The organism is Streptosporangium sp. NPDC049376 (genome assembly GCF_044466505.1).
In the GTDB taxonomy this organism is placed as follows: domain Bacteria; phylum Actinomycetota; class Actinomycetes; order Streptosporangiales; family Streptosporangiaceae; genus Streptosporangium.
Genome location: NZ_JBITMT010000034.1, coordinates 11,755 through 33,400 on the forward strand (window position 1 = coordinate 11,755; position 21,646 = coordinate 33,400).

At 74.0% G+C, this 21,646-nt stretch carries 25 protein-coding genes; 8 read left to right on the forward strand and 17 right to left on the reverse strand.

Features of this window, described 5'->3' with window-relative positions; all coding sequences use genetic code 11:
* The first annotated feature begins 3 nt into the window (after positions 1 to 3).
* The 3 genes from cobG to ACIBVQ_RS39050 are packed head-to-tail and all read left to right on the forward strand — an operon-like array spanning position 4 to position 3,445.
* Positions 4 to 1,299, forward strand: a complete 1,296-nt coding sequence (gene cobG / locus ACIBVQ_RS39040; protein ID WP_399183908.1) for a precorrin-3B synthase — start codon at positions 4 to 6, stop codon at positions 1,297 to 1,299.
* Entirely contained in the window at positions 1,296 to 1,922 is a 627-nt protein-coding gene (locus ACIBVQ_RS39045) for a precorrin-8X methylmutase (RefSeq protein WP_352016482.1), read from the forward strand. Before cobG ends, ACIBVQ_RS39045 begins: the two co-directional genes overlap by 4 nt.
* A complete protein-coding gene (locus ACIBVQ_RS39050) occupies positions 1,919 to 3,445 on the forward strand; it encodes a precorrin-2 C(20)-methyltransferase (RefSeq protein ID WP_352016483.1) in 1,527 nt (508 codons plus the stop codon). The genes ACIBVQ_RS39045 and ACIBVQ_RS39050 overlap by 4 nt, the downstream gene beginning before the upstream one ends.
* On the opposite strand, the gene ACIBVQ_RS39055 is transcribed toward ACIBVQ_RS39050, so the two are convergent.
* The 6 genes from ACIBVQ_RS39055 to ACIBVQ_RS39080 all read right to left on the reverse strand — a co-directional run bounded on the left by ACIBVQ_RS39055 (position 3,433) and on the right by ACIBVQ_RS39080 (position 7,696).
* Positions 3,433 to 4,203 carry a cobalt-precorrin-6A reductase gene (locus ACIBVQ_RS39055; RefSeq protein ID WP_352016484.1) on the reverse strand — a complete coding sequence of 257 codons (771 nt, stop codon included), beginning with the start codon at positions 4,201 to 4,203 and terminating at the stop codon, positions 3,433 to 3,435. The two genes, ACIBVQ_RS39050 and ACIBVQ_RS39055, sit on opposite strands and share 13 nt — an antisense overlap.
* A complete protein-coding gene (gene cobM / locus ACIBVQ_RS39060; protein WP_399183911.1) occupies positions 4,196 to 4,939 on the reverse strand; it encodes a precorrin-4 C(11)-methyltransferase in 744 nt (247 codons plus the stop codon). Before cobM ends, ACIBVQ_RS39055 begins: the two co-directional genes overlap by 8 nt.
* The gene (gene cbiE, locus ACIBVQ_RS39065; RefSeq protein WP_362784687.1) at positions 4,936 to 6,174 is read right to left on the reverse strand and encodes a precorrin-6y C5,15-methyltransferase (decarboxylating) subunit CbiE; all 1,239 of its coding nucleotides are present in this window, start codon (positions 6,172 to 6,174) and stop codon (positions 4,936 to 4,938) included. Before cbiE ends, cobM begins: the two co-directional genes overlap by 4 nt.
* On the reverse strand, positions 6,167 to 6,559 hold the full coding sequence (locus ACIBVQ_RS39070) for a TIGR03618 family F420-dependent PPOX class oxidoreductase (RefSeq protein WP_352016487.1): 393 nt from the start codon (positions 6,557 to 6,559) through the stop codon (positions 6,167 to 6,169). The genes cbiE and ACIBVQ_RS39070 overlap by 8 nt, the downstream gene beginning before the upstream one ends.
* A 91-nt stretch (positions 6,560 to 6,650) precedes the next feature.
* Positions 6,651 to 7,223 (reverse strand): peptide deformylase, encoded by a 573-nt coding sequence (gene def / locus ACIBVQ_RS39075; RefSeq protein WP_362784690.1) that lies wholly within the window; start codon positions 7,221 to 7,223, stop codon positions 6,651 to 6,653.
* A 74-nt stretch (positions 7,224 to 7,297) separates the two neighbouring features.
* Positions 7,298 to 7,696, reverse strand: a complete 399-nt coding sequence (locus tag ACIBVQ_RS39080) for a TIGR03618 family F420-dependent PPOX class oxidoreductase (RefSeq protein ID WP_362784693.1) — start codon at positions 7,694 to 7,696, stop codon at positions 7,298 to 7,300.
* Positions 7,697 to 7,984: 288 nt separating this feature from the next.
* On the opposite strand from ACIBVQ_RS39080, the gene ACIBVQ_RS39085 reads away from it, so the two are divergent.
* Together ACIBVQ_RS39085 and ACIBVQ_RS39090 are read left to right on the forward strand one after the other, a co-directional pair.
* Positions 7,985 to 9,217 (forward strand): MFS transporter, encoded by a 1,233-nt coding sequence (locus ACIBVQ_RS39085; RefSeq protein ID WP_399183914.1) that lies wholly within the window; start codon positions 7,985 to 7,987, stop codon positions 9,215 to 9,217.
* 49 nt (positions 9,218 to 9,266) lie between these two features.
* On the forward strand, positions 9,267 to 9,611 hold the full coding sequence (locus ACIBVQ_RS39090) for a VOC family protein (protein WP_399183916.1): 345 nt from the start codon (positions 9,267 to 9,269) through the stop codon (positions 9,609 to 9,611).
* Between the two features lie 8 nt (positions 9,612 to 9,619).
* Here ACIBVQ_RS39090 and ACIBVQ_RS39095 read toward each other — a convergent pair whose 3' ends face one another.
* Positions 9,620 to 10,399: an SDR family NAD(P)-dependent oxidoreductase gene (locus tag ACIBVQ_RS39095; protein WP_399183918.1), complete on the reverse strand. Its 780-nt coding sequence runs from the start codon at positions 10,397 to 10,399 to the stop codon at positions 9,620 to 9,622.
* 129 nt (positions 10,400 to 10,528) lie between these two features.
* Between ACIBVQ_RS39095 and ACIBVQ_RS39100 the strand changes: the two genes are divergently transcribed.
* From ACIBVQ_RS39100 to hypF, 3 genes are all read left to right on the forward strand, one after another.
* A complete protein-coding gene (locus tag ACIBVQ_RS39100; protein ID WP_362911820.1) occupies positions 10,529 to 11,110 on the forward strand; it encodes a sigma-70 family RNA polymerase sigma factor in 582 nt (193 codons plus the stop codon).
* A 2-nt stretch (positions 11,111 to 11,112) separates the two neighbouring features.
* Positions 11,113 to 12,207 (forward strand): LCP family protein, encoded by a 1,095-nt coding sequence (locus ACIBVQ_RS39105; RefSeq protein ID WP_399183920.1) that lies wholly within the window; start codon positions 11,113 to 11,115, stop codon positions 12,205 to 12,207.
* A 90-nt stretch (positions 12,208 to 12,297) separates the two neighbouring features.
* On the forward strand, positions 12,298 to 14,616 hold the full coding sequence (gene hypF / locus ACIBVQ_RS39110) for a carbamoyltransferase HypF (protein ID WP_399183922.1): 2,319 nt from the start codon (positions 12,298 to 12,300) through the stop codon (positions 14,614 to 14,616).
* A 106-nt stretch (positions 14,617 to 14,722) separates the two neighbouring features.
* Here the strand turns inward: hypF and hypE are convergent, their stop codons facing one another.
* From hypE to ACIBVQ_RS39160, 10 genes are all read right to left on the reverse strand, one after another.
* On the reverse strand, positions 14,723 to 15,868 hold the full coding sequence (hypE, locus tag ACIBVQ_RS39115) for a hydrogenase expression/formation protein HypE (RefSeq protein WP_352016496.1): 1,146 nt from the start codon (positions 15,866 to 15,868) through the stop codon (positions 14,723 to 14,725).
* Positions 15,865 to 16,989, reverse strand: a complete 1,125-nt coding sequence (gene hypD / locus ACIBVQ_RS39120; RefSeq protein ID WP_352016497.1) for a hydrogenase formation protein HypD — start codon at positions 16,987 to 16,989, stop codon at positions 15,865 to 15,867. The genes hypE and hypD overlap by 4 nt, the downstream gene beginning before the upstream one ends.
* On the reverse strand, positions 16,989 to 17,264 hold the full coding sequence (locus tag ACIBVQ_RS39125; RefSeq protein WP_362911817.1) for a HypC/HybG/HupF family hydrogenase formation chaperone: 276 nt from the start codon (positions 17,262 to 17,264) through the stop codon (positions 16,989 to 16,991). The genes hypD and ACIBVQ_RS39125 overlap by 1 nt, the downstream gene beginning before the upstream one ends.
* Positions 17,239 to 17,634 (reverse strand): hydrogenase maturation nickel metallochaperone HypA, encoded by a 396-nt coding sequence (locus ACIBVQ_RS39130; protein ID WP_352016499.1) that lies wholly within the window; start codon positions 17,632 to 17,634, stop codon positions 17,239 to 17,241. The genes ACIBVQ_RS39125 and ACIBVQ_RS39130 overlap by 26 nt, the downstream gene beginning before the upstream one ends.
* A gap of 64 nt (positions 17,635 to 17,698) precedes the next feature.
* Positions 17,699 to 17,803, reverse strand: a complete 105-nt coding sequence (locus tag ACIBVQ_RS39135; RefSeq protein WP_386196579.1) for a DUF6893 family small protein — start codon at positions 17,801 to 17,803, stop codon at positions 17,699 to 17,701.
* Positions 17,800 to 18,324: a hydrogenase maturation protease gene (locus tag ACIBVQ_RS39140; RefSeq protein ID WP_362911816.1), complete on the reverse strand. Its 525-nt coding sequence runs from the start codon at positions 18,322 to 18,324 to the stop codon at positions 17,800 to 17,802. Before ACIBVQ_RS39140 ends, ACIBVQ_RS39135 begins: the two co-directional genes overlap by 4 nt.
* Positions 18,321 to 19,733 (reverse strand): hypothetical protein, encoded by a 1,413-nt coding sequence (locus ACIBVQ_RS39145; protein ID WP_399183925.1) that lies wholly within the window; start codon positions 19,731 to 19,733, stop codon positions 18,321 to 18,323. Before ACIBVQ_RS39145 ends, ACIBVQ_RS39140 begins: the two co-directional genes overlap by 4 nt.
* Entirely contained in the window at positions 19,730 to 20,371 is a 642-nt protein-coding gene (locus ACIBVQ_RS39150; RefSeq protein WP_362911814.1) for a DUF6084 family protein, read from the reverse strand. The genes ACIBVQ_RS39145 and ACIBVQ_RS39150 overlap by 4 nt, the downstream gene beginning before the upstream one ends.
* Positions 20,364 to 21,020 (reverse strand): DUF5947 family protein, encoded by a 657-nt coding sequence (locus ACIBVQ_RS39155; RefSeq protein ID WP_399183927.1) that lies wholly within the window; start codon positions 21,018 to 21,020, stop codon positions 20,364 to 20,366. The genes ACIBVQ_RS39150 and ACIBVQ_RS39155 overlap by 8 nt, the downstream gene beginning before the upstream one ends.
* The gene (locus ACIBVQ_RS39160; protein ID WP_399183930.1) at positions 21,017 to 21,643 is read right to left on the reverse strand and encodes a NifU family protein; all 627 of its coding nucleotides are present in this window, start codon (positions 21,641 to 21,643) and stop codon (positions 21,017 to 21,019) included. The genes ACIBVQ_RS39155 and ACIBVQ_RS39160 overlap by 4 nt, the downstream gene beginning before the upstream one ends.
* Between the last annotated feature and the right edge of the window lie 3 nt (positions 21,644 to 21,646).

A 21,646-nucleotide genomic window follows, 5' to 3' on the forward strand; every position in this document is an offset into this window, starting at 1 on the left:
AGCGTGTCAAAAGGTCACTTCTCCGGACGATCTCATCCCGACGCGTGCCCGGGGGCGCTCCAGGTGCATTCCGCGGCCGACGGCGGCCTGGCGCGCGTCAGGGTGCCCGGAGGGCGCCTGACGGCCCCGCAGCTGCGCGAGCTGGCCTCGGCCGCCGAGACCTGCGGCAACGGCGTCGTCGAGCTGACCTCCCGGGCGAACGTCCAGGTGCGCGGACTGGGCGCCGGGGACGACTTCGCGGCCCGCATGGCACAGGCGGGGCTGCTGCCCTCGGCCACCCACGAACGGGTCCGCAACGTCCTGGCCTCACCGCTGAGCGGCCTCGACGGCCGGGGGATTCTCGACGTGGGACCGCTGACCCGTGAGCTCGACCTGCGCCTGTGCGGCACGCCCGCGCTCGCCGGCCTGCCGGGGCGGTTCCTGTTCGCGCTCGACGACGGCCGGGGCGACGTGGCCTGGCTCGGGGCGGACGCCGCGATCCTGCCGACCGGCCCCGGCGAGGTGGCGTTGCTGCTGGCCGAGACCGACAGCGGCCTGCGGATGCCGCCGGAGTCGGCGGTCGCCGCGCTGCTGACCGCCGCCGAGGCGTTCCTGGCCGAGCCCGGGGTGCGGGAGGGCCGTGTGTGGCGGATCGGCGAACTGCCCGGCTGCGCGGAGCGCGTCGCCGCCCGGGTCGCGGCCGCCCTGGAGACGACCTCCGCCCCCGTACGGCGGGCCCCCGTCCCGGCGCCCTCCCACGGTCCCGTCGGGGCCGTCGAACAGCCCTCAGGCCTGAACACGCTCGGCGTCACGGTGCCGCTGGGGCGGCTGACCTCCGCCCAGGCCGCCCTGCTGGCCAGCCTGGCCGTCGAGGAGGTACGGCTGACGCCGTGGCGCGGCGTCGTCCTGCCCGGCCTGTCCCCGGCCGCTCTCTCCGAGGTCGCCGGGCGGCTCGTCGCCGCCGGGCTGGTCCTCGACCCGGCCTCGCCGTGGACGGGCGTGACGGCCTGCGCGGGACGGCCCGGCTGCGCGAAGTCACTGGCCGACGTGCGGGCCGACGCCGCCCGCTGGATCGCGGCCGAGAGCGACCCGCCCTCGGCCGTCCCCGCCCGCCCCGGTACGCTCCCGGTGCACTGGGCGGGCTGCGAACGACGTTGCGGCCGCCCGCGAGGACGGGCCGTCGACGTGGTCGCGACCACGACCGGCTACCGGGTCCTCCTGGAGGACAGCGGCTTGGACAGCGGCCCGGAAAGCGGCCTGAACTGCGCGGACACCGAGGAGACCACGGCCGCCGTGGCGGCTCTGAGAGGGGAAACGTGACCGACTACGTCCGGGACGGCGCGGAGATCTACCGGCGTTCCTTCGCCACCATCCGCGCCGAGAGCGACCTGGACGGCCTGCCGCCGGATGTCGCCCAGGTGGCGGTCCGCATGATCCACGCCTGCGGGATGGTGGACCTGGTCGCCGACCTCGGCTGGTCGCCGGGCGTGGTCGCCTCGGCCAGGGCGGCCCTGCGCGCGGGGGCGCCCGTGCTGTGCGACGCGATGATGGTCGCCTCGGGGGTGACCCGGCGCCGCCTGCCCGCGGGCAACGAGGTGCTCTGCACGCTGGGTGAGCCCGGCGTGCCCGAGCTGGCCGTACGGCTCGGCACCACCCGCAGCGCGGCCGCCCTCGAACTGTGGCGCGACCGTCTCGAAGGGGCGGTCGTCGCGATCGGCAACGCGCCGACCGCGCTGTTCAGGCTGCTGGAGATGGTCGAGGAGGGGGCGGGACGGCCCGCCGCCGTGCTCGGCGTGCCGGTGGGTTTCATCGGCGCCGCCGAGTCGAAGCAGGCGCTCGCCGGGCATCCGGCGGGTCTGGAGTACCTGGTCGTGCACGGGCGCCGGGGTGGGAGTGCGATGGCCGCCGCCGCGGTCAACGCGATCGCGAGTGAGGTCGAGTGAACGACACGTCAGCGGGACGGCTCAGGGGCGTCGGGCTCGGCCCGGGAGACCCGGAACTGGTGACCGTCAAGGCGGCCAGGCTCATCGGGGAGGCGGACGTCATCGCCTACCACAGCGCCCGCCACGGCAGGAGCATCGCCCGCTCGGTGGCGGCGCCGTACCTGCGGGAGGGGCAGATCGAGGAGGCGCTGATCTACCCGCTCACCACGGAGACCACCGACCACCCCGGCGGCTACCAGGGCGCCATCGACGACTTCTACGCCGACTGCGCGCTGCGGCTGGCCGCCCACCTGGACGCGGGCCGCGACGTGGTCGTGCTGTGCGAGGGCGACCCGCTCTTCTACGGCTCCTACATGCACATGCACAAGCGGCTGGCCCACCGCTACGTCACCGAGGTCGTGCCCGGGGTGACGTCGGTGAGCGGCGCCGCGGCCGTGCTCGGCAGGCCGCTGGTCGAGCGGGACGAGGTCCTGACGGTGCTTCCCGGCACGTTGCCCGCCGAGGTCATCGCCGAACGCCTGGCCGCGACCGACTCCGCGGCGATCCTCAAGCTCGGCCGTACCTTCACCAAGGTTCGCGACGCGCTGGCCGAGGCGGGCCGTCTCGACGAGGCGTGGTACGTGGAGCGCGCGACCACCGGCGCGCAGCGCCTGGCCCCGCTCGCCGAGGTGGACCCGGACAGTGTGCCGTACTTCTCGCTGGCGCTGGTGCCGAGCCCGGTCAACTCCGGCCTTCCCGGCACCCACGGTGAGAGCCGGGCCCCGGAGCGCGTCCAGGGCGGCGAGGTCGTCGTGGTCGGGCTCGGGCCCGCCGGGCGGCCCTGGCTGACACCGGAGGCTCAGGAGGCGTTGGCCGCCGCCGACGACCTCGTCGGGTACGGCCCCTACCTGGACCGCGTCCCGCCGAACCCGCGCCAGCGCCGTCACCCGACGGACAACCGGGTGGAGGCCGAACGGGCGGCGCACGCCCTCGAACTGGCCGCGGCCGGGGCGCGGGTCGCGGTGGTCTCCTCCGGCGACCCCGGGGTGTTCGCGATGGCCAGCGCGGTGCTTGAGGTCTCCTGCGAGCCGAGGTTCGCCGACGTTGCGGTGCGGGTGCTGCCCGGCCTGACCGCGGCGCACGCGGTGGCCAGCCGGGTCGGGGCGCCGCTCGGCCACGACTACTGTGTGCTGTCGCTGTCCGACCTGCTCAAGCCGTGGGAGGTCGTCGCGGACAGGATCAGCGCCGCCGCGCGGGCCGACCTGGTCCTGGCGATCTACAACCCGGCCTCCAGGAGCCGCACCTGGCAGGTCGCGGCGGCCAGGGACCTGCTGCTCGAACACCGCTCGCCGGACACGCCCGTGGTCGTCGGCCGTGACGTCGGCGGCGCCGGGGAGAGCCTGACCGTCACCACCCTCGGCGACCTCGACCCGGCAACGGTCGACATGCGCTGCCTGCTGCTGGTCGGCTCCTCGACCACCAGGGTCGCCGAAAGGAAGGACGGGAGGCGGGTGGTCTTCACCCCCCGCCGCTATCCCGCCTGACCGCCCGCCACGGCGTCCAGCCACGCCGTGGCCTGCTCGACCGTCTCGGCCGCCGGGACCCCGCCGGGTACGGCGGGGCGGCGCACGACGACGACGGGCAGCCCGAGCTCGCGGGCGGCGAACAGTTTGGCGGTCGTCATCCGGCCGCCGCTGTCCTTGGTGACCACCACCTCGACACGGTTGTCCCGCATGAGGTCGAGTTCCCCCTCGACGGTGAACGGCCCCCGGCTGAGCAGCACCTGGAGGTTGCGCGGCAGCGGCGGCTGGGGCGGGTCGACGGAGCGGGCCAGGAACCACAGGTCGTCCAGGCCCGCGAAGACCGGCAGGCTGCGCCGGCCCGTGGTCAGGAAGACCCGGCGGCCCAGGCCGGGTAGCGACTCGGCGGCGGCCTCAAGGGAGGGCGTCCAGCGCCAGTCGTCTCCCGGCCCCTGCCGCCAGCCGGGCCGCCGCAGGATCAGCAGCGGCACCCCGGCCAGGCCCGCCGCCTCGGCCGCGGACGCGGTCATCCTGGCGGCGAAGGGGTGGGTGGCGTCGACGACGACGCCGATCCCGTTCTCCTCGATCCAGGCCCTGAGTCCGGCGGGTCCGCCGAAGCCGCCCTCGCGCACCTCCCCGACCGGCAGCCTGGGGTCGCGGACCCGCCCCGCCAGGGAGGAGATCACACGTGTCCCCGGCCGGTCGGCGAGCGCGGCGGCCAGTCTTCTCGCCTCGTCGGTGCCGCCGAGCACCAGGACGTTCAGCGTGCCCGGGTCAGTCACGGCAGCGGGCCGCGGAGTACAGGTGGCTGTCGGGGAACTCCGAGGCGGTCAGCACCCTGCCGACCACGATCACCGCGGTGCGCACGACGCCCGCGGCGCGGACCTGCCCGGCGATGTCGGCGAGCGTGCCGCGCAGGATCACCTCGTCGTCCCTGCTGGCCCTGGCCACCACGGCCGCCGGGCAGTCGAGGCCGTACCTGGGGACCAGCTCCGCCACGACCTCCTCGGCGCGCTGCACGGCCAGGTGCAGGACCATCGTCGCCCCCGACCTGCCGAGGGTGTCCAGGTCCTCCCCCTCCGGCATGGGGGTCGCCCGCGCCGAGGTGCGGGTGAGCACCACCGTCTGGCCGACGCCGGGCACGGTCAGCTCCCGCTTCAGCGAGGCCGCCGCGGCGGCGAAGGCGGGCACCCCGGGAACCACCTCGTACGGCACGCCCGCGGCGTCCAGGCGCCGCATCTGCTCGGCCATCGCGCTGTAGACCGAGGGGTCCCCCGAGTGCAGCCTGGCCACGTCGTGCCCCGCCTCGTGGGCGGCGAGCATCTCGGCCACGATCTCGTCGAGGGCCATCCTCGCGGTGTCGACGAGGCGCGCGCCCGGCGGGCAGCACTCCAGCAGGGCCTCCGGGACCAGGGAGCCCGCGTACAGGCACACCGGTGAGGAGGCGATCACCCGCTGTCCCCGCAGGGTGATGAGGTCGGCGGCCCCCGGCCCCGCCCCGACGAACCGCACCGTCACCGTTCCTCCTGTGTCCCGGCGGGTTTGACCGCCGTCCAGATCGTCACCGGCATCATGGGCCGCCAGCCGGTGAAACCACCGACCGGGGCGGCCCTGCTGACCGCGAGCCTGACCATCTCGCTGTGGGAGCCGCCGATCCTGGCGTGCCAGGCGGCGACCGTGGTCTCCGACTCGACGGTCACCGCGTTGGCCACCAGCCTGCCGCCGGGCCGCAGCGCCCGCCAGCAGGCCTCGATCACGCCGGGGACGCTCACCGCGCCGCCGACGAAGACGGCGTCCGGGGCCGTGAGCCCGCCGAGCGCGCCGGGGGCGGCGCCGGTCACCACGTTCAGGCCGGGCACGCCGAGGGCGAAGGCGTTGCGGGTGAGCCGCCCGGCCCGGTCGCCGTCCCTCTCTACGGCGATCGCCCGGTTCTCCGGGTGGGCGCGCATCCACTCGATCGCGAGGCTGCCCGCCCCGGCGCCGACGTCCCACAGCAGTTCGCCGGGGACGGGCGCGAGCCGGGACATGGTGACCGCCCGCACCTCGCGCTTGGTGAGCTGGCCGTCGTGCTCGAACGCCTCGTCGGGCAGGCCGGGCAGGACCGGCAGCGGGACGGTCCCCGGCGCGGCCACGCACTCGACGGCCACGACGTTGAGGTCGTCGGCCTCGGTCAGGGACCAGCCGCCCGCCGTACCGGAGACCAGGCGTTCGGCCTCACCGCCGAGCCGTTCCAGGACGGTCATCGGGCTCGCGCCGTAGCCACGGGCGGTGAGCAGCGCGGCGACCCGGGCCGGGGTGCGGCCGTCGGCGCTGAGGACGAGCACCCTGCGCCCGTCGTGGACGGCGGTGTGCACGGCCTCGGCGGGACGCCTCACGAGGCTGACCACCTCGACGCGGTCGGCGGCCCAGCCGAGCCTGGCGCAGGCCAGCGAGACCGAGGAGGGGGACGGCAGCACCCTGACCCGTCCGGCGCCGAGCAGCCGCACCAGCGTCGTGCCGATGCCGTGGAACATGGGGTCGCCGCTGGCCAGCACGCACACCGCGCGCCCGCGACCGGCCTCGATCAGGCCGGGCAGCGCGGGCAGCAGCGGCGACGGCCAGGTGACGCGCTCGGCCGTACCGGCGGGGATCAGGGCGAGTTGCCTGGCGCTGCCCATCAGCACCTCGGCGGCGAGCAGCTCCTCGCGTGCCTCCGGAGACAGACCGGCCCAGCCGTCGGCTCCGACGCCGACGACGGTTATCCGGTCAGACATTTCCGAGAACTCGGGTGACGCGGATCTCGATCACGACGCGGGAGGGGTTCTCCCTGGGCTGCCGGTAGCGCTCGGCGTAGCGGCGCACACCCTCGGCGATCGAGCCGGGGTCCCTGCGGATGACCGCGCTGCCCTCCAGCGTCGACCAGCGCCCGCCGTCGACCTGGCAGACGGCGACGCGCGCGCCGCCGTCCCCGGCGGCCTCGATGTGGCGGACCTTGCGCGAGCCGTCCGAGGTGATCACCCGGGCGATCCCGGCCTCGGCGTCCAGCGTCACGCCGACCGGGATGACGTGCGGCGTGCCGTCGGCCCGCAGCGTGGTCAGCGTGCACAGGTGGTACTCCCGCCAGAAGGCGTGGAAACCGTCCTCGCGATCCGTCAACACCGGCTGTCCCTCCCCATGGCTGCTGTCTACGGGGCGACATGCTAGCCGGGAGGCCGGCCCGGCGGAGGACCGGCTCCACCGGGCCCGGGGCTCACTCCGCCGCGGATGCCTGCTCCCCCGCCGCCTCGTCGGCCGTCTCCTTGGACGCCTCGTAGGCCGCGAGGAGCTGCTGACGACGCTCGGCGGGAAGCCGGTCGATGTACAGCATGCCGTCCAGGTGGTCGGTCTCGTGCTGCAGGCAGCGGGCGAGCAGCCCGGTGCCCTCGACCGTGATCGGGGCGCCGGTGACGTCGAACCCGTGCACCACCGCCCGGTCCGGCCTGGCCAGGCTGGCCCGCTGCCCGGGAACGGACAGACAGCCCTCGTCGTAGTCGTCCAGGTTCCGCTCACCGTGACCGGGCAGCACCAGGGTCGGGTTGACCACGACGCCCTTGCGGTACTCCTCGGTCTCGTCCGGGCAGTCGTAGACGAACACCCGCAGCGGCACGCCGATCTGGTTGGCGGCCAGGCCGACTCCCTCCGCGGCGTACATGCTGGCGAACATGTCGGCCACGAGCGCGGCCAGCTCCTCGTCGAAGCCGGTCACGTCCTGGCACGGGCGGTGCAGCACCGGCTCACCCACGAACGTGATCTGCCTCGCCGTGCCCTCGCCGCTTGCTTCCATCCGTCATGCCTCCAGGGTCGCGGTGTGTGGTTCGCAGCAGACTACCGACGGCCGCGCGCTCCCCGTGACGGGCGTCAGCTGCCCCCGCTGTAGACGACCTGCTCGGGCCTGATCCTGACGGTGACGCGCTGCTCGCCCGGCTGGCGGTAGGGGTAGGTCTCCACCCCGAGGTACTTGTTGGCCAGGCCGTCGATGACCTCGTCGGCGCCGTCGAGCTCGAACTCGGCGACACCGGAGACGCTCACCAGGTGGAAGGCGTCCTTCGGGTCGAGCACGCTCACCGAGACCTGCGGGTTGTCGCGCAGGTGGCGCTCCTTGGCGCGGCCGACGGCGGTGTTGAAGATGACGTCGTCTCCGTCGACGTCCACCCAGACGACGGTGCTGTGCAGCGAGCCGTCAGGGCGCAGGGTGGTCACCCAGCCGTGAATGGGCTGGCTGAGCAGTGCCTTGGCGTCGTCGTTCAGCTTTCCCACGGGAACCTCCGCAGTCGCGTGATGTGCCTATCGACCCATCGAACATCACGGGTAACCGATCAATTCCACCGCCCCCCGCCGAGAGGTAACATCCGCCCAGAGACCGCCCACACGACGGAGGTTCCGCATGAGCTTCGACGAGGCCGCCTTCCAGGTTCCGGCGCGGGGACCCGTCCCGTCGCCCTGACCTGAGGCCGCCCCCGCGCGGTCCCGGTCGCGGCGGTCCGTGCTCCTCGCCCCGGAACGATCACCTTTTCCCCGATCGTTCCTTCCTTCCGAGGAGCTCTTTTGCGTGCTCGCACGTCCGCGCGTCTCGGCGCGGACTTCGGCAAACTCTGGACCGCCTCCGCCGTCTCCAACGTCGGCGACGGGGTCACCCTGACGGCCGGTCCCCTCCTTGTCGCCTCACTGAGCGACGACCCCGTCCTCGTCGCGGGCGCCGTCCTGGCCCAGCAACTCCCATGGGTGCTGTTCTCCCTGGTCAGCGGCGCCTATGTGGACCGGCTCGACCGGCGGCGGCTGATCGTCGCCGTCAACCTGGTCCGCGCCCTCGCCCTGGGGACGCTCTGCGCCGTCATCGCGGCGGGGGCGCTGACCGTTCCCCTCGTCTACGTCGTCTTCTTCCTGCTCGGCACGGCGGAGACCGTCGCCGACACCGCCTCGGCCGCCCTGCTTCCCGCCGTCGTCGCGCCGGAGCTGCTGGCCGGGGCGAACACACGGCTGATGGCCACCTTCACCGTCGGCAACCAGTTCGCGGCCAAACCGCTCGGCGGATGGCTGTTCACCGTCTCGGCCGCGCTGCCGTTCGGTTTCGACGCGCTGACCTTCGTGGTGGCCGCCGCCCTGGTGTCCGCCATGCGGCCCCTGCCTCTCGCCGCCCCTCCCGGGCCGAGCGGTGGTCTGCGCGCCGACATCGCCGAGGGGGTGCGCCGGCTATGGCGGCACCGGTTACTGCGGACCCTGGCGCTGAGCATGGGGGTGGGCAACCTGATGTTCTGCGGGGCCTTCGCGGTCTTCGTGCTGTACGCCCGGCAACGTCTGGGCCTGTCGGAGGTGGGGTACGGCCTGCTGCTGACCGCCTTCGCCGCCGGCGGCCTGCTCGGCACGCTGACGGCGGGCCGGTTGTGGTCGCGGTTCGGCGCGACCGCGCTGCTGCGCGCCGGGCTGCTCATCGAGGCGGCGACCCATCTCGTCCTCGCCCTGACCACGCGGCCGTGGGTGGCCGCGGTCATCCTGGTGGTCTTCGGCACACACGCGATGGTGTGGGGGGTGATCGTCGTGACGCTGCGCCAGCGGGCGGTGCCCGGCGGCCTCCTCGGACGGGTCACCAGCGCGTACGCGCTGCTCGACGTCAGCGGCGCCGCCCTCGGCTCGCTGCTCGGCGGCGTCGTCGCCCACGCGCTGGGGATCACGGCGCCGTTCTGGATCGCCGCCGGGACGATGCTCGTCGTCCTGGCCGTCGCCTGGCGCCCCCTGGGCCGGGCGGACGCCCAGGCCCCCGGCCCCGCCCTCGCCGGATAGGGGCCCGGGGTACGGCCCGCCCGCCCCGGGCGGGCCGTACGATCGGCGGATGACCGCCCGTCAGAGTCAGCTCGTCGTCGACTGCGCCCGCCCCGAGACGCTCGCCGTGTTCTGGAGCCGTCTGCTCGGCGGGGTCCCGGCGCACCGGGACCCCGCCTGGTCCAGTCTCGACCCCCCGGGCGGGCTCAGGATGGCCTTCCAGCGGGTTCCCGAGGCCAAGGCGGGCAAGAACCGGCTCCACCTGGACGTCGCCGTCGAGGACGTCGTCGCGGCTGCGGAGGGCGCGCTGAGCCTCGGCGGCCGCCGTTGCGGCGGGCCGGTGCGTGACGCGGCGGGCGTCTTCCAGGTGATGCTCGACCCCGAGGGCAACGAGTTCTGCCTCGTCGGCCCCTGAGGCCCCGCTCAGTGGACGGAGAGCCCGCCGTCCACGAAGATCGACTGCCCGGTGACGTACGCCGAGGCGCGGCTCGCCAGGAAGACCGCCGCGCCCGCGAAGTCCTCCGCCAGGCCGTTGCGGCCGATCATCGTCCGCGCGGCCAGCGCGGCGACCTGCTCGGGGTCGGACGACAGCCGCGCGTTGAGCGGCGTCATCACGAACCCGGGCACGAGCGTGTTGCAGGTGACGCCGTACGGCGACCACGCCTCGGCCTGGGAGCGTGACAGCGATTCGAGCCCTCCCTTGGAGACGCCGTAGGCGCCGCTCTGCACGAAGGCCCGGTGCGCCTGCTGGGAGCTGATGTGGATGATCCGGCCGAACCCCCGCTCCGCCATGCCCGGCCCGAAGCGCTGCCCCAGCAGGTAGGGCGCCTCCAGGTTGACGGCCATGGTGATGTCCCACACGTCCTCGCCCAGCTCCCCCATGGGGGGACGCTGGTTGATCCCGGCGCTGTTGACGAGGATGTCGGGCTCCCCGAAGGCCTTCACCGCCTCCTCCGCCGCGGCGCGCACGCCCTCGCGGGTGCTCAGGTCGGCGCTGACCCAGGCGGCGCGGCAGCCGTCGGCCTCAAGCTCGGCGGTCGTGGCGGCCAGTTCCTCCGGCCTGCGCGCCACGACCACGACGGCCGCCCCGGCGCGTGCCAGCGCCCCCGCGATGCAGCGGCCGATGCCGGAACTCCCGCCGGTCACCACGGCGACCCTGCCGTCCAGTGAGAACAGGTCCGACAGATACTTCTGCGTTGTCATGGCCGGAACTGTAGAGGAGTCCCACTCCGAGGCCCGGGAGCGGGGCGTGAACCCGATCGGGGGGTTGTGGCGAGACATCGCCGACCCCTGCCCCTACGGAAAGGCCGGCCCGATGCCATGGTGCCGACGATGACCGCACCGCCCACGACCGGCACGTGTGACCGCGACCTGGTACGCGAGTCCTGGACACGTCCTGAGGCGTTCGCCGCGCTGTTCGACCGCTACGCCGGCATGCTCTACCGGTACGTCTCCCGCAGGCTCGGCCCCGAGACGGCCGAGGACCTGGTCGGTGAGACGTTCCTGGTCGCCTTCGACCGCAGGAGACGCTACGACCTGGCCTACGCCGACGCCCGTCCCTGGCTGTTCGGCATCGTGACCAAACTCCTCTCCAGGCACCACCGCACCGAGGCCGCCAGGTACCGTGCGCTGCGGCGCAGCCCCGGGGAGGGCGTGGTCGAGAACCCGGCCGACCGGGTGGCCGCCGAGGTCACCGCCCTGGCCTGCAGGCCCGTGCTCGCGGAGGCGCTCGCGGGGCTGCCGCCCAGGGACCGTGACGTCCTGTTGCTGATCGCCTGGGGCGACCTGTCGTACGAGGAGACCGCCCGCTCCCTCGGTGTCCCGGTCGGCACCGTGCGCTCCCGGCTGAACAGGGCCCGCAGGAAGATACGCGCGGCGCTCGGCGAGACCAACCCGATGCACGAGGAGGAGTGACCATGGACGACCTGACGACGCTCCGCGCCCTCGGCGGCGAACTGGAGCACGAACCGTCCGCCGCCGCGCTCGACGGCCAGCGGCGACGCCTGCTCGGCGCCCTGGACGGCTCCCTGGACGGCGGGAGACGTGGACGCCGATGGCCGCGCAGGCCCGGTGCGCGCGGCGCGGTGATGCTCGCCCTGGCCGCCGCGGCCACCGCCGCCGTGCTCGTCGTCCCGAACCTGCTGCTGCGGGGCCACGAGGTGCCCTCCCCGGTGGGGGCGCGCCCGGTCAAGGCGAATGAGGCGATCAACGTGCTGGTCGCCGGGACCGACGGCCAGGCGGGGGCCAGGAGGAGCCGCGGGGAGGACGTCGGGGACCCCAGGGCGAACGCCGCGCGCGCCGACACACTGCTCCTGGTGCACCTGTCCGCCGACCGCGAGCGGGTCTCCGTCATCAGCATCCCCAGGGACTCGATGGTCCTGGTTCCCCCCTGTTCGAGTCCGGCGGGCAAGACCGTTCCCGCGAGGATCGAAATGATCAACGCCTCCTTCGCCGAAGGCGGCATGGCCTGCCTCTGGAAGCGGGTCGAGACCCTGACCGGGGTCCGCGTCGACCACGCGGTCGAGGTGGACTTCTCCGGCTTCAAGGGCATGGTCGACGCCCTCGGAGGGATCGAGGTCACCCTGCCCGCCCCGGTCGAGGACCGGAAGGCGAAGGTACGGCTCCCCAAGGGCAGGCAGGTGCTCAACGGCGACCAGGCGCTCGGCTACGTGCGGATGCGCTACAGCCTGGGCGACGGCTCCGACCTTGAGCGGATCGGCCGCCAGCAGCGGTTCATGAAGTCCCTGACGCGCAAGGCCGCGGGCCTGACGTCGGACCCCGTCCGCCTCGCCGCCTTCCTCGGCGAGGCCGCGAAATGGGTCAAGGCGGATCGCGGGCTCGACCTGGCGACGCTGCGGGCGATCGCCGGGAGCCTGGACGGGACGGCCCCCGGCTCCGTCGAGTTCCTCACGGTGCCCGTCCGCCCGTCCGCCGTGGATCCCATGAGGCTCGAATGGGACCGCGCCGCCGCGTCGCGCCTGTTCGCGAAGGTCCGCGACGACACCCTGTGAGCCGGACGGCCGTGCGGGAGTCCGTACCGGGGCGGGTGCGCGGGGCGCGCCTCGTTGCGGCCTCCCGCGCACCCGGCCGACAATGATCGAGTGATCACCCGTGTGCGTTCCGTGATCAGGGTCGAAGGTGTCGTGCAGGGAGTCGGCTTCCGCCCCTTCGTGTACGGCCTGGCGGTGCGGCTCGGCCTCGGCGGACTGGTCGGCAACGACGAACGCGGGGTGTTCATCGAGGTCGAGGGGGCTCCGGCCCTCGTGGCGGAGTTCACCGCGGCGCTCAGCGCGAGCCCGCCGCCGCTGGCCACGGTCGAACGGGTCAGCGCGCGGCCCGCGACGGCGACGGGTGAGACGCGCTTCGCCATCGCGGGCAGCTCCGGGGGCGGGCCGCGGCGGACGCTCGTCTCCCCCGACGTGGCCACCTGCGACGACTGCCTGCGCGAGATGGACGACCCGGCGGACCGGCGGTACGGCTACGCCTTCGTCAACTGCACCAACTGCGGGCCCCGGTTCACGATCGTGCGGGACGTCCCCTACGACAGGCCGAACACCACGATGGCGGGCTTCGCCATGTGCGCGGACTGCGCGCGGGAGTACCACGACCCGGCGGACCGGCGCTTCCACGCCCAGCCGGTGTGCTGCCCGGCCTGCGGCCCCCGGCTGCGGCTGCTCGGCCCCGCGGGCGGCCCGCTGCCGGGCGACCCGGTCGAGGAGGCCGTACGGCTGCTGCGCGGCGGCGGGGTGCTCGCGGTCAAGGGGCTTGGCGGTTACCACCTGGCCGCCGTCGCCTCCCGCGAGCCCGCCGTCGCGGCGCTGCGTTCCAGGAAGCACCGGATGGAGAAGCCCTTCGCGGTGATGGTGGCCGGCCTGGCGGCGGCGCGGGTGCTGTGCGAGGTGGACGAGGCGGAGGAGCGGCTGCTCACCTCGGGGGCGCGCCCGATCGTGCTGCTGCGCGGGCGCGAGGAGAGCGCCCGTCTCGTCGCCCCCTCCGTGGCCCCCTCCGGCGGCCCTTCCGGTGAGAGGCCCGGGAATCGGTGGCTCGGGGTGATGCTGCCCTACACCCCGCTGCACCACCTGCTGCTGCGCGGCCTGGACGCGCCCATGGTGCTCACCAGCGGCAACGTCTCCGACGAGCCGATCGCCTACCGCGACGAGGACGCGCTGGCCCGCCTGGGCGGGGTCTCCGACGCCTTCCTCGTCCACGACCGGCCGATCCACACGCGCACCGACGACTCGGTCGTGCGGGTCCTGCGGGGTCGTGAGCTGCCGCTGCGGCGCTCCCGGGGGTACGCCCCGCGCCCGCTGCCGCTCGCCCGCGCCCTGCCCGGGCCCGTGCTGGCCTGCGGCGCGGAGCTGAAGCACACCTTCTGCGTGGCCAGGGGCGCCCACGCCTTCGTCTCCCACCACATCGGCGACCTGGAGAACTACGAGACGTTCCGGTCCTTCACCGAGGGGGTCGGCCACTTCCTGCGGCTGTTCGACGTCGTCCCCGAGGTGGTGGCCCACGACCTGCACCCGGAGTACCTGTCGACCAAGTACGCGCTCGCCCTTGAGGGGCCTCTCGCGGGGGCCCGCCCGGTGGCGGTGCAGCACCATCACGCGCACGTGGCCTCGTGCCTGGCCGACAACGGGGTCGCGGGGCCGGTGATCGGGGTGGCCTTCGACGGGCTCGGCTACGGTCCGGACGCGACGTTGTGGGGCGGGGAGTTCCTGGTGGCCGACCTGGTCTCCTTCGAGCGGGCGGGTCATCTGGCCACGGTGCCGATGCCCGGCGGGGCGGCGGCGGTCAGGCAGCCGTGGCGGATGGCCGCCGCCTACCTCGACGCGGCGTACGGCGGTGCCGTACCCGGTGACCTGGACGTCGTACGGCGCAACGCCGAGGCCTGGGAGGGGGTCCTGGCGCTCGGCAGACGCGGGGTGAACGCCCCCCTGACGTCGAGCGCGGGCAGGCTGTTCGACGCGGTGGCCTCGGTCGCGGGCGTCCGGGACGTCATCGGCTACGAGGGGCAGGCGGCGGTCGAGTGGGAACGGCTCGCCGACCCGGCGGAGACGGGCCGTTACGGCTTCCGCCTGACGGGTTCTGCCCCCTTCGTCGTCCACGGGACCGACCTGGTCGCGGCGGTCGCCGAGGACGTCCGGGCGGGCACGGAGACCGGGGTGGTCTCCGCCAGGTTCCACAACACGGTCGCGCGGATCGTCGCCGAGGGCTGCGCCCGGGTCAGGCGGGCGGGCGGGCCGTCCACGGTCGCGCTCTCCGGGGGCGTGTTCCAGAACGCGCTGTTGCTCGTGCGGGCCGCCGCCCTCCTGGAGGAGGACGGCTTCCACGTGCTGACGCACGGGCGGGTGCCGCCCAACGACGGCGGCGTCAGCCTGGGCCAGGCCGTCGTCGCGGGCGCCCGCGACGTCCGGCACTGACGCGGGCGCCCGGTCCGGCACTGACGCGGGCGCCCGCGACGTCCGGCGCTGGCCCGTGCGTCCGTGGGCGTCTGGGCACGTCTGTGGGCGGCTGTGGGCGGCTCCCTCAGCAGATGCGGGGCAGCGGGTCGCCGACCAGCAGGTCCACGATGCGGGTGCCGCCGAAACCGGTCTTCAGCAGCACCAGCCCCGGGGGGTCCTGCCCGACGCGGCCGACGAGCGCGGCGCCCTCGCCGAGGGGGTGCGCGCGCAGGGCCGCCAGCGCGGCGTCCGCCACCGCGCCGTCGACCACGGCGACCAGACGTCCCTCGCAGGCCACGTAGAGCGGGTCGATGCCGAGCAGTTCGCACGCGCCGCGTACGGCCCGCCGTACCGGGACCGCGTCCTCCTCGACGACCACGGCGACGCCGGAGGCCCGCGCGATCTCGTTCAGGATCGTGGCGACCCCGCCCCTGGTCGCGTCGCGCATGCAGCGCACGGCGCCGGGGCAGGCGTCAAGGAGCGCGGCGGCCGGCCCGTTCAGCGGCGCCGTGTCGGAGACCAGGTCGGCCTCGATGTCCAGTTCGCCCCGGGCGAGCATGATGGTGACGCCGTGCTCGCCGACCGGCCCGGAGACGATGACGGCGTCGCCGGGGCGCGCCCCCGCCACACCCAGGGCGCCGGGCCGGTCGAGCAGCCCGACCCCGGCCGTGTTGACGTAGCACCCGTCGGCCTTGCCTCGCTGCACCACCTTGGTGTCGCCGGTGACGATCCGGACCCCGGCCGCCTGCGCCGCCTCGGCCATCGACGCGACGACGCGCCTGAGGTCGCCGACGGGGAACCCCTCCTCCAGGATGAAGCCCGCCGAGAGGTACAGCGGGCGGGCGCCGCACATCGCCAGGTCGTTGACGGTCCCGTTGACCGCGAGGTCGCCGATGTTCCCCCCGGGGAAGAACAACGGGGAGACCACGTAGGAGTCGGTGGTCAGGGCCAGGCGCTGGGTGCCGGCGTCGAACACGGCGCCGTCTTCGAGCGGTTCGAGCAACGGGTTGCGAAAGGACTCAAGGAAGACCGCCTCGACCAGGGACTGGGTCGCCTTGCCCCCCGCCCCGTGGGCCATGGTGATGTGTTCCTCCCGCACCGTGGCCTTGCGGCGGCGTGCCCGGTCGACGCGTTCGAGGACCTGTTCCTCGCGGCCCGGCCGTACGGTCTGGTTCTCGTGTTCGCGGACCAGGGCCTCGGCCCAGGCCGCGGTTCCCTCGGCGCCGGTCACCGTGTCGCCTCCCGCACCCGTTCCCGGGAGAAACGGCCGAAGTTGTAGTAGGCCGCGCAGGCCCCCTCCGAGGAGACCATGCAGGTGCCGATCGGGGTCTCCGGGGTGCAGGCGGTGCCGAACACCTTGCACTCCCACGGTTTGAGCACGCCCTTGAGCACCTCGCCGCACTGGCAGGCCTTGGGGTCGGCCACCCGGACGCCGGGGATGCCGAAGATCTGTTCCGCGTCGTGGACGGCGTAGCGTTCCCGCATGCCGAGCGCGGAGTGGGAGATGAACCCCAGGCCGCGCCACTCGAAGTAGGGCCGCAGCCGCATCACCTGGTTGACGGCGGCGAGCGCCCTGGGGTTGCCCTCCCACGGCACGACGCGGGCGTACTGGTTCTCCACCTCGGAGCGCCCCTCGGCCAGTTGCAGCAGCAACATGTAGATCGACTGCAGGAGGTCGAGCGGCTCGAACCCCGCGACGACGAGCGGTTTGCCGTAGTCACGGGCGATGAACTCGTACGGCCCGCAGCCGATGACCGTCGAGACGTGGCCGGGGCCGATGAACCCGTCAAGGCGCAGGTCCGGGGAGTCCAGGATGGCCTTGATCGCGGGGATGATCGTCACGTGGTTGCAGAAGACGGAGAAGTTGGTGATCCGCTCGGCCTCGGCGCGCATGACCGTCATGGCGGTCGAGGGAGCCGTGGTCTCGAAGCCGATCGCCATGAAGACGACACGTCTGTCCGGGTTCTGCCGGGCGATCTTGAGGGCGTCCAGCGGTGAGTAGACCATGCGGATCTCGGCGCCCTGGGCCATGGAGTCGAAGAACGAGCCCCGCCCGCCGGGGACCCGCATCATGTCGCCGAAGGAGGTCATGATCACATCTGGCCGCTCGGCGATGTGGATGGCGTCGTCGACCCGTCCCATCGGGATGACGCAGACCGGGCAGCCGGGGCCGTGCACCAGGGTGATGTTCTCCGGCAGGTGGTCCTCAAGCCCGTGCTTGTAGATCGTGTGGGTGTGGCCGCCGCAGACCTCCATGAACTTGTAGCGCCGCCCCGGTTCGCACAGGTTCGCGATCTTCGCGGCGAGGGCCCGCGCCTTCTCCGCGTCACGGTACTCGTCGACGAAACGCATCACGCCTCACCCCGGCCGATCGGATCGAAGGGGTCCAGCGAGGACTCCTTGAGTGCGGCGAGTTCGTCGTCGTACGCCTGGCCGATGCTCTCCAGGAACTCCATCGCGGCCTTCGCCTCGTCCTCGTCGATCTTCGAGAGGGCGAAGCCGACGTGGATGAGGATCCAGTCGCCCGGCCTGAGCTCCTCGCCTTCGAGCAGGCCGACGTTGATCGCCCGCCGTACCCCGCTCACGTCGACCCTCGCGAGGTCAGTGTGATCCGCCAGGATCTCCACGATCTCCCCCGGAATCCCCAGACACATGGCTCACCACCTCCTCAAGCTCGATGGATTCGAGGGTCAGCTCGTCGCCGCCCAGCAGGTCGACGTCGGTGCTCGCGCAGCCACCGCACACGGCCAGCGCGTCGTAGGTCTCCCGGTCCTCGCCGCAGGAGCGGCAGGTGAGCCTGGCGGGCACCACGACCAGGTCCGCCGTGGCGCCCTCCGCCACACTGCCCGGCGCGACCAGGGAGAACGCCTGGTCGAACGCGGGCCCGGTGATCCGCAGCATCGCCCCGGCCCGCACGCGCAGGCGCGCCACCTTGCGTCCCCGGGCCCTTCGCTCGACCGCGTCGAGCACCGCCTCGGCTATTCCGAACTCGTGCACGGCCCCGCCGCCTCTCGTGTCGGTCCTTCACCCCGGGTGGCCCGCGCGGGGCCGTACCGGCCGGTCACATCTCCCTCATCCGCTTGTAGCGCAGGATGTCGGGCAGGGAGACGGCGATCACGACCGCCACCCCCGCGGCGGCCGTCAGCAGCAGCACTTTCCCGATCATGTCCTTCCCCTCTCGATACGCGCGGCGCCTGACGCCGCGACCTGTTCCGCGACCAGCTCCCGGACGAGTCCCGCGGCCACGGGGACCGCGTGGGCGACCGGTTCGCTGAGTCCCATGCCCGGCGAGGTGTCAGCGGGCTCGCAGCCGACGAGCAGGACCGGCTCGGTGGTGACGCCGAGCGGGCCGAACAGCGCGAACAGCGCGTCCGGCGTCATGCCGTGGGAGTCGCCGAGCGCCCCCATGAGGAGCGGCGCCTCGTCCCGGGTCCCCCGGTCGATGCCGGGTTCGATGACCGACAGCGTCCCCGGCCGCTCCCCCCTGGGGACGGCGTCGAGGAGGATCAGGCCGTCGTACCCGGCCAGCAGCTCGTAGGCCAGGTGGACTCCGCGGATGCCGAAGTCGGCCACCACGGCGCCCTCCGGCGGCCCCTGCTCGCCGAGCAGCCTGACGACCTCGACGCCGAACCCGTCGTCGCCGAAGAAGACGTTGCCGACGCCCGCCACCAGGATCCCGCCGCTCATCGGCCCTCCCCCTCCGACGGGGCGCCGTCGAGCGGCTCGACCTCGTCCGGCGAGAAGTACAGGAAGCGGCCCTGGGCGCGTTGCAGGTCGGCTCCCGGGTCGTCCTCCAGGGTCACGGCCAGGTGGTGGGCGCCGTCCACGTCGAGCAGGACGGCCTCGACCGTCGCGGCCCGCCCGGTCAGGAACATGTCGTGGGCGTCCGCGCGGCGCCCGCCGGGCGCCCCCGGGCAGGCGCCCCCGCCGGGCAGCAGCCGGACCCTGCTGCCCCGGGCGAGGGTCACCCCCGCGACGACGACGCCGTCGCTCCCCGGGGAGACCGAGGTGTCCGCGCCGGGGTCCCACCACGGCACCGGCTGTCGCCCCCGTTCCTCCTGTACGGGCTCCGGCCCGCAGGAGCGCAGGTAGCGGATGGCGCCGTGCAGCCGTTCGAGCATCTCGCCCGGCATGTCCCCGGTCCGCTCGACGATGCGGGCGGCCCGCGGGTCAGTGGCCCTCGCCTCCCTCTTCTCCTCCTCGGTCAGGGTCATCGTCCTGAGGCTGAGGATCTCGTCGATCTCGGTGGCGTCGAAGAGGTCGCCGGGGCTCTCCGGGGCGACGGCCGGGTGGTCGTACAGGATGATCGGCGCGGAGAGCACGGCGTCGCGCCGTCCCGGCTCGCCGACGAGCACCGGCCAGGTGTGCAGGTTCCGGCAGGCGCGCGCCGCCTCTCCCGCCCATTCCGGCGGGTCGAGCAGGGACAGGAACTCCCCGCCCGTGACCGCGAGCAGCGTGTGGGCGGCGATCGGCGACCTGCGCAGCGCGTCGTCGCGGCCCGCCTCCGGCCCCGGCTCCCAGTCGCAGGTGTTCTCCACCCGCACCCGCAGCCTGACCGGCCCGTACGGCCCGGCGAGCCGTTCGGCGCCGATCCGCGCCACCGCCTCGACCGGCAGGTGCTCGCGCACGACACGGCCTGCGGCCCGCCCCGAGGGGGCCAGGAGCGGCTCGGCCGTACGGCCCCCGGGAAAGCCCGCCTCCAGGGTCCGCCCTGCCCCGAGCAGCTCCGCCAGCGGCAGGACGGCCTCGCACTCCCGCTCGACGGCCTCGTCGAAGCTCAGGTGGGTCTCCTCGCCGATCCGCAGGGAGGGAACCGGCCGGTGGGCGCCGTCGGCTTCGAGCCGTTCGACGGTCCTGGCGACCAGGTGCAGGAAGCGCAGCCTGACGTGGACCGTCGCCTCCTCTCCCGCCTGGAGGAGACACTCGGTCTGGCAGCGGGACGGTTCGGCGGTCGCGGTGTAGCCGGGCGGCACGAGCACCCCGAACTGCCAGCGTGTCCGGTTCTTCGCGGCCGACGCCCGGTAGGGGTAGAGCAGGTACCCCTCGTACAGCACGGTGTCGGCGACCTGCCGGGCGGTCTCCATCGGCGTGCTCATCCGGCGGCCTCCCTCGTCTGCGCGAGCAGCGCCCGCACGGTCTCGTCCCAGGTGGTCAGCGCCCTGGCGGACTTGAAGCGGCCGAGCTCGCGCAGAGTCTCCCGGTCGAGCCGCAGCCACCCCTGCCCGGGGAAGTGGCGGTCCATCAGCTCACGCCACACGGCCACCGGCAGCCGGTGGCGTGCCTCCCGGTCCCAGGGCACCTGCCCGGCGGACAGGCCCTGCGGGGTGCGGGTGAACACGGTGCCGCTGAACAGCAGGATCAGCGGGATCTCGCCGTCGTCGAGGGCCGCGAAGTACCTGGCCGCCGCGACCTCCAGGTCGTAGGTGACGGGCACCGGCAGGTCGATCTCGGTCTCGCCGGTGAAGCCGGGCACCGTGGCCGAGACATTGGCGAACTGCAGCGCCGTGAGCGTGGTGCCCCAGCGGGAGGGGTCGCCGAACAGGTCGCCGAGCAGTTCGGCCTCCCGGGGCGTGTGGCGGCGGCGGCGCGGCTCGACGCGGATCTGGCAGCGCAGCACGGCGGCCTGCACCCTGCCGCCGTCCGGCTCGGTCAGGCGCAGCCGGAAGAGCAGCGTCGGGGCGGCCGCGAAGGGGTCGGGGCGGGCGTCCAGGCAGGAGAAGCCGAGGTCAGTCACGGCCCCCGCCCCCTTCACCGGCGGGCCCACCGACGACCTGGCCGCGTTCACGCAGGTCCGCGAAGAAGGAGTCGATGGCCTCCCACGCCTCCTGTCCGCCGCCGAAGCCCTTCCACAGGGTCCTGACCAGGCCGACCAGCTCGTAGCAGGCGTCGATCGGCACCAGATGTCCCGCGAAGCCGTCCGGCCCCCGGTCGACGAGCAGCGCCTCGACGTCGGCCCTGACGCCGGCGAGGGCGGGGTTGGCCGCCAGGACCCGTTCCCAGGTCTCCGCGGGCAGTTCGGACTCGGTCGCCCCTCCGGGGCTCGGATAGAGGGCGACCGTACGGCCGAGTACCGAGTTGCGGAAGAAGAACGCCATCCGCACGGGGATCCGCAGCTCCTGCCAGTCGGCCTCCGACAGGGCGAGGCGGGGTGCGTACAGGTGACGGCCCGGCACCGCGAGGAACCTGCCCATGGCCGCCCCCTCGGTGGTGAAGAGCAGGTGGCAGCCGCGGCAGGCGCACATCAGGGCGCGGCCGCCGACGTCCACCACGTGGGCGTGCCGTTCGCCGATCGGTTCGGCGCACAGCTCGCAGCACCGCGCCCCCGGGCTTACCGGCGGCCCGGGGACGGCCGGCTCCCTGAAGCGCCGCAGTCCCGTGCTCACCGCGCCACCGTCCCCGCCCCTGACCGCGCGCCCGGCTGTGTTCCCGGTTCCGGGACCGGGCACGGCCCGGGAGGCGGCCTGGTGCCTATCTGCAGCAGCGAGCCGTCCCCGGCTGCGCCCTCGGCCGCGACCTCGACCATGCCCTCGACCTCGACACGGACCACCTCGGGGGCCGCCCCGGTCACCGCCCGCTCGATCGCGTGCCGCACCGTGATCCTGGAGGAGGGGCAGCCGTCGCAGGCGCCGCGCAGGCGCAGCCGTACCACGCCGGTGTCCTCCTCGACGGAGACGAGCTCCACGTCCCCCGAGTGGCCGCCCAGGTGGGGCCTGACCTCCTCAAGGGCGAGCCGTACCCGCTCGCCGGTGTCCAGCGGGTGCAGGTCGTGCACCGCCAGCAGCCCGCACAGCAGGGGGTCGCAGGTCACCCGGCGCAGCACCCCCGTGGCCTCCTCCTCTGTCACGATCTCCATGACGCGTTCGAGGCCCGCGCCGTACAGGCCGACCAGCGCCCGCACCAGTTCCTCGGCCCTGGCGCGGGCGAGGGGGTCGCCGAGCGCGGCCAGTTCGGCCAGCAGCTCCTCGACCCGCTCACCCGTCGCCTGCGCGCCGGTGGTCTCCGACATCCG

Excerpts from the sequence above, each read along its gene's own strand:
- cbiE (WP_362784687.1), bottom strand. The coding sequence starts at position 6,174 with ATGTCTGACCGGATAACCGTCGTCGGCGTCGGAGCCGACGGCTGGGCC.
- def (WP_362784690.1), bottom strand. The coding sequence starts at position 7,223 with ATGGAAGCAAGCGGCGAGGGCACGGCGAGGCAGATCACGTTCGTGGGT.
- ACIBVQ_RS39090 (WP_399183916.1), top strand. The coding sequence starts at position 9,267 with ATGACCGCCCGTCAGAGTCAGCTCGTCGTCGACTGCGCCCGCCCCGAG.
- ACIBVQ_RS39095 (WP_399183918.1), bottom strand. The coding sequence starts at position 10,399 with ATGACAACGCAGAAGTATCTGTCGGACCTGTTCTCACTGGACGGCAGG.
- ACIBVQ_RS39100 (WP_362911820.1), top strand. The coding sequence starts at position 10,529 with ATGACCGCACCGCCCACGACCGGCACGTGTGACCGCGACCTGGTACGC.
- ACIBVQ_RS39105 (WP_399183920.1), top strand. The coding sequence starts at position 11,113 with ATGGACGACCTGACGACGCTCCGCGCCCTCGGCGGCGAACTGGAGCAC.
- hypD (WP_352016497.1), bottom strand. The coding sequence starts at position 16,989 with ATGCGTTTCGTCGACGAGTACCGTGACGCGGAGAAGGCGCGGGCCCTC.
- ACIBVQ_RS39135 (WP_386196579.1), bottom strand. The coding sequence starts at position 17,803 with ATGATCGGGAAAGTGCTGCTGCTGACGGCCGCCGCGGGGGTGGCGGTC.
- ACIBVQ_RS39140 (WP_362911816.1), bottom strand. The coding sequence starts at position 18,324 with ATGAGCGGCGGGATCCTGGTGGCGGGCGTCGGCAACGTCTTCTTCGGC.
- ACIBVQ_RS39145 (WP_399183925.1), bottom strand. The coding sequence starts at position 19,733 with ATGAGCACGCCGATGGAGACCGCCCGGCAGGTCGCCGACACCGTGCTG.
- ACIBVQ_RS39160 (WP_399183930.1), bottom strand. The coding sequence starts at position 21,643 with ATGTCGGAGACCACCGGCGCGCAGGCGACGGGTGAGCGGGTCGAGGAG.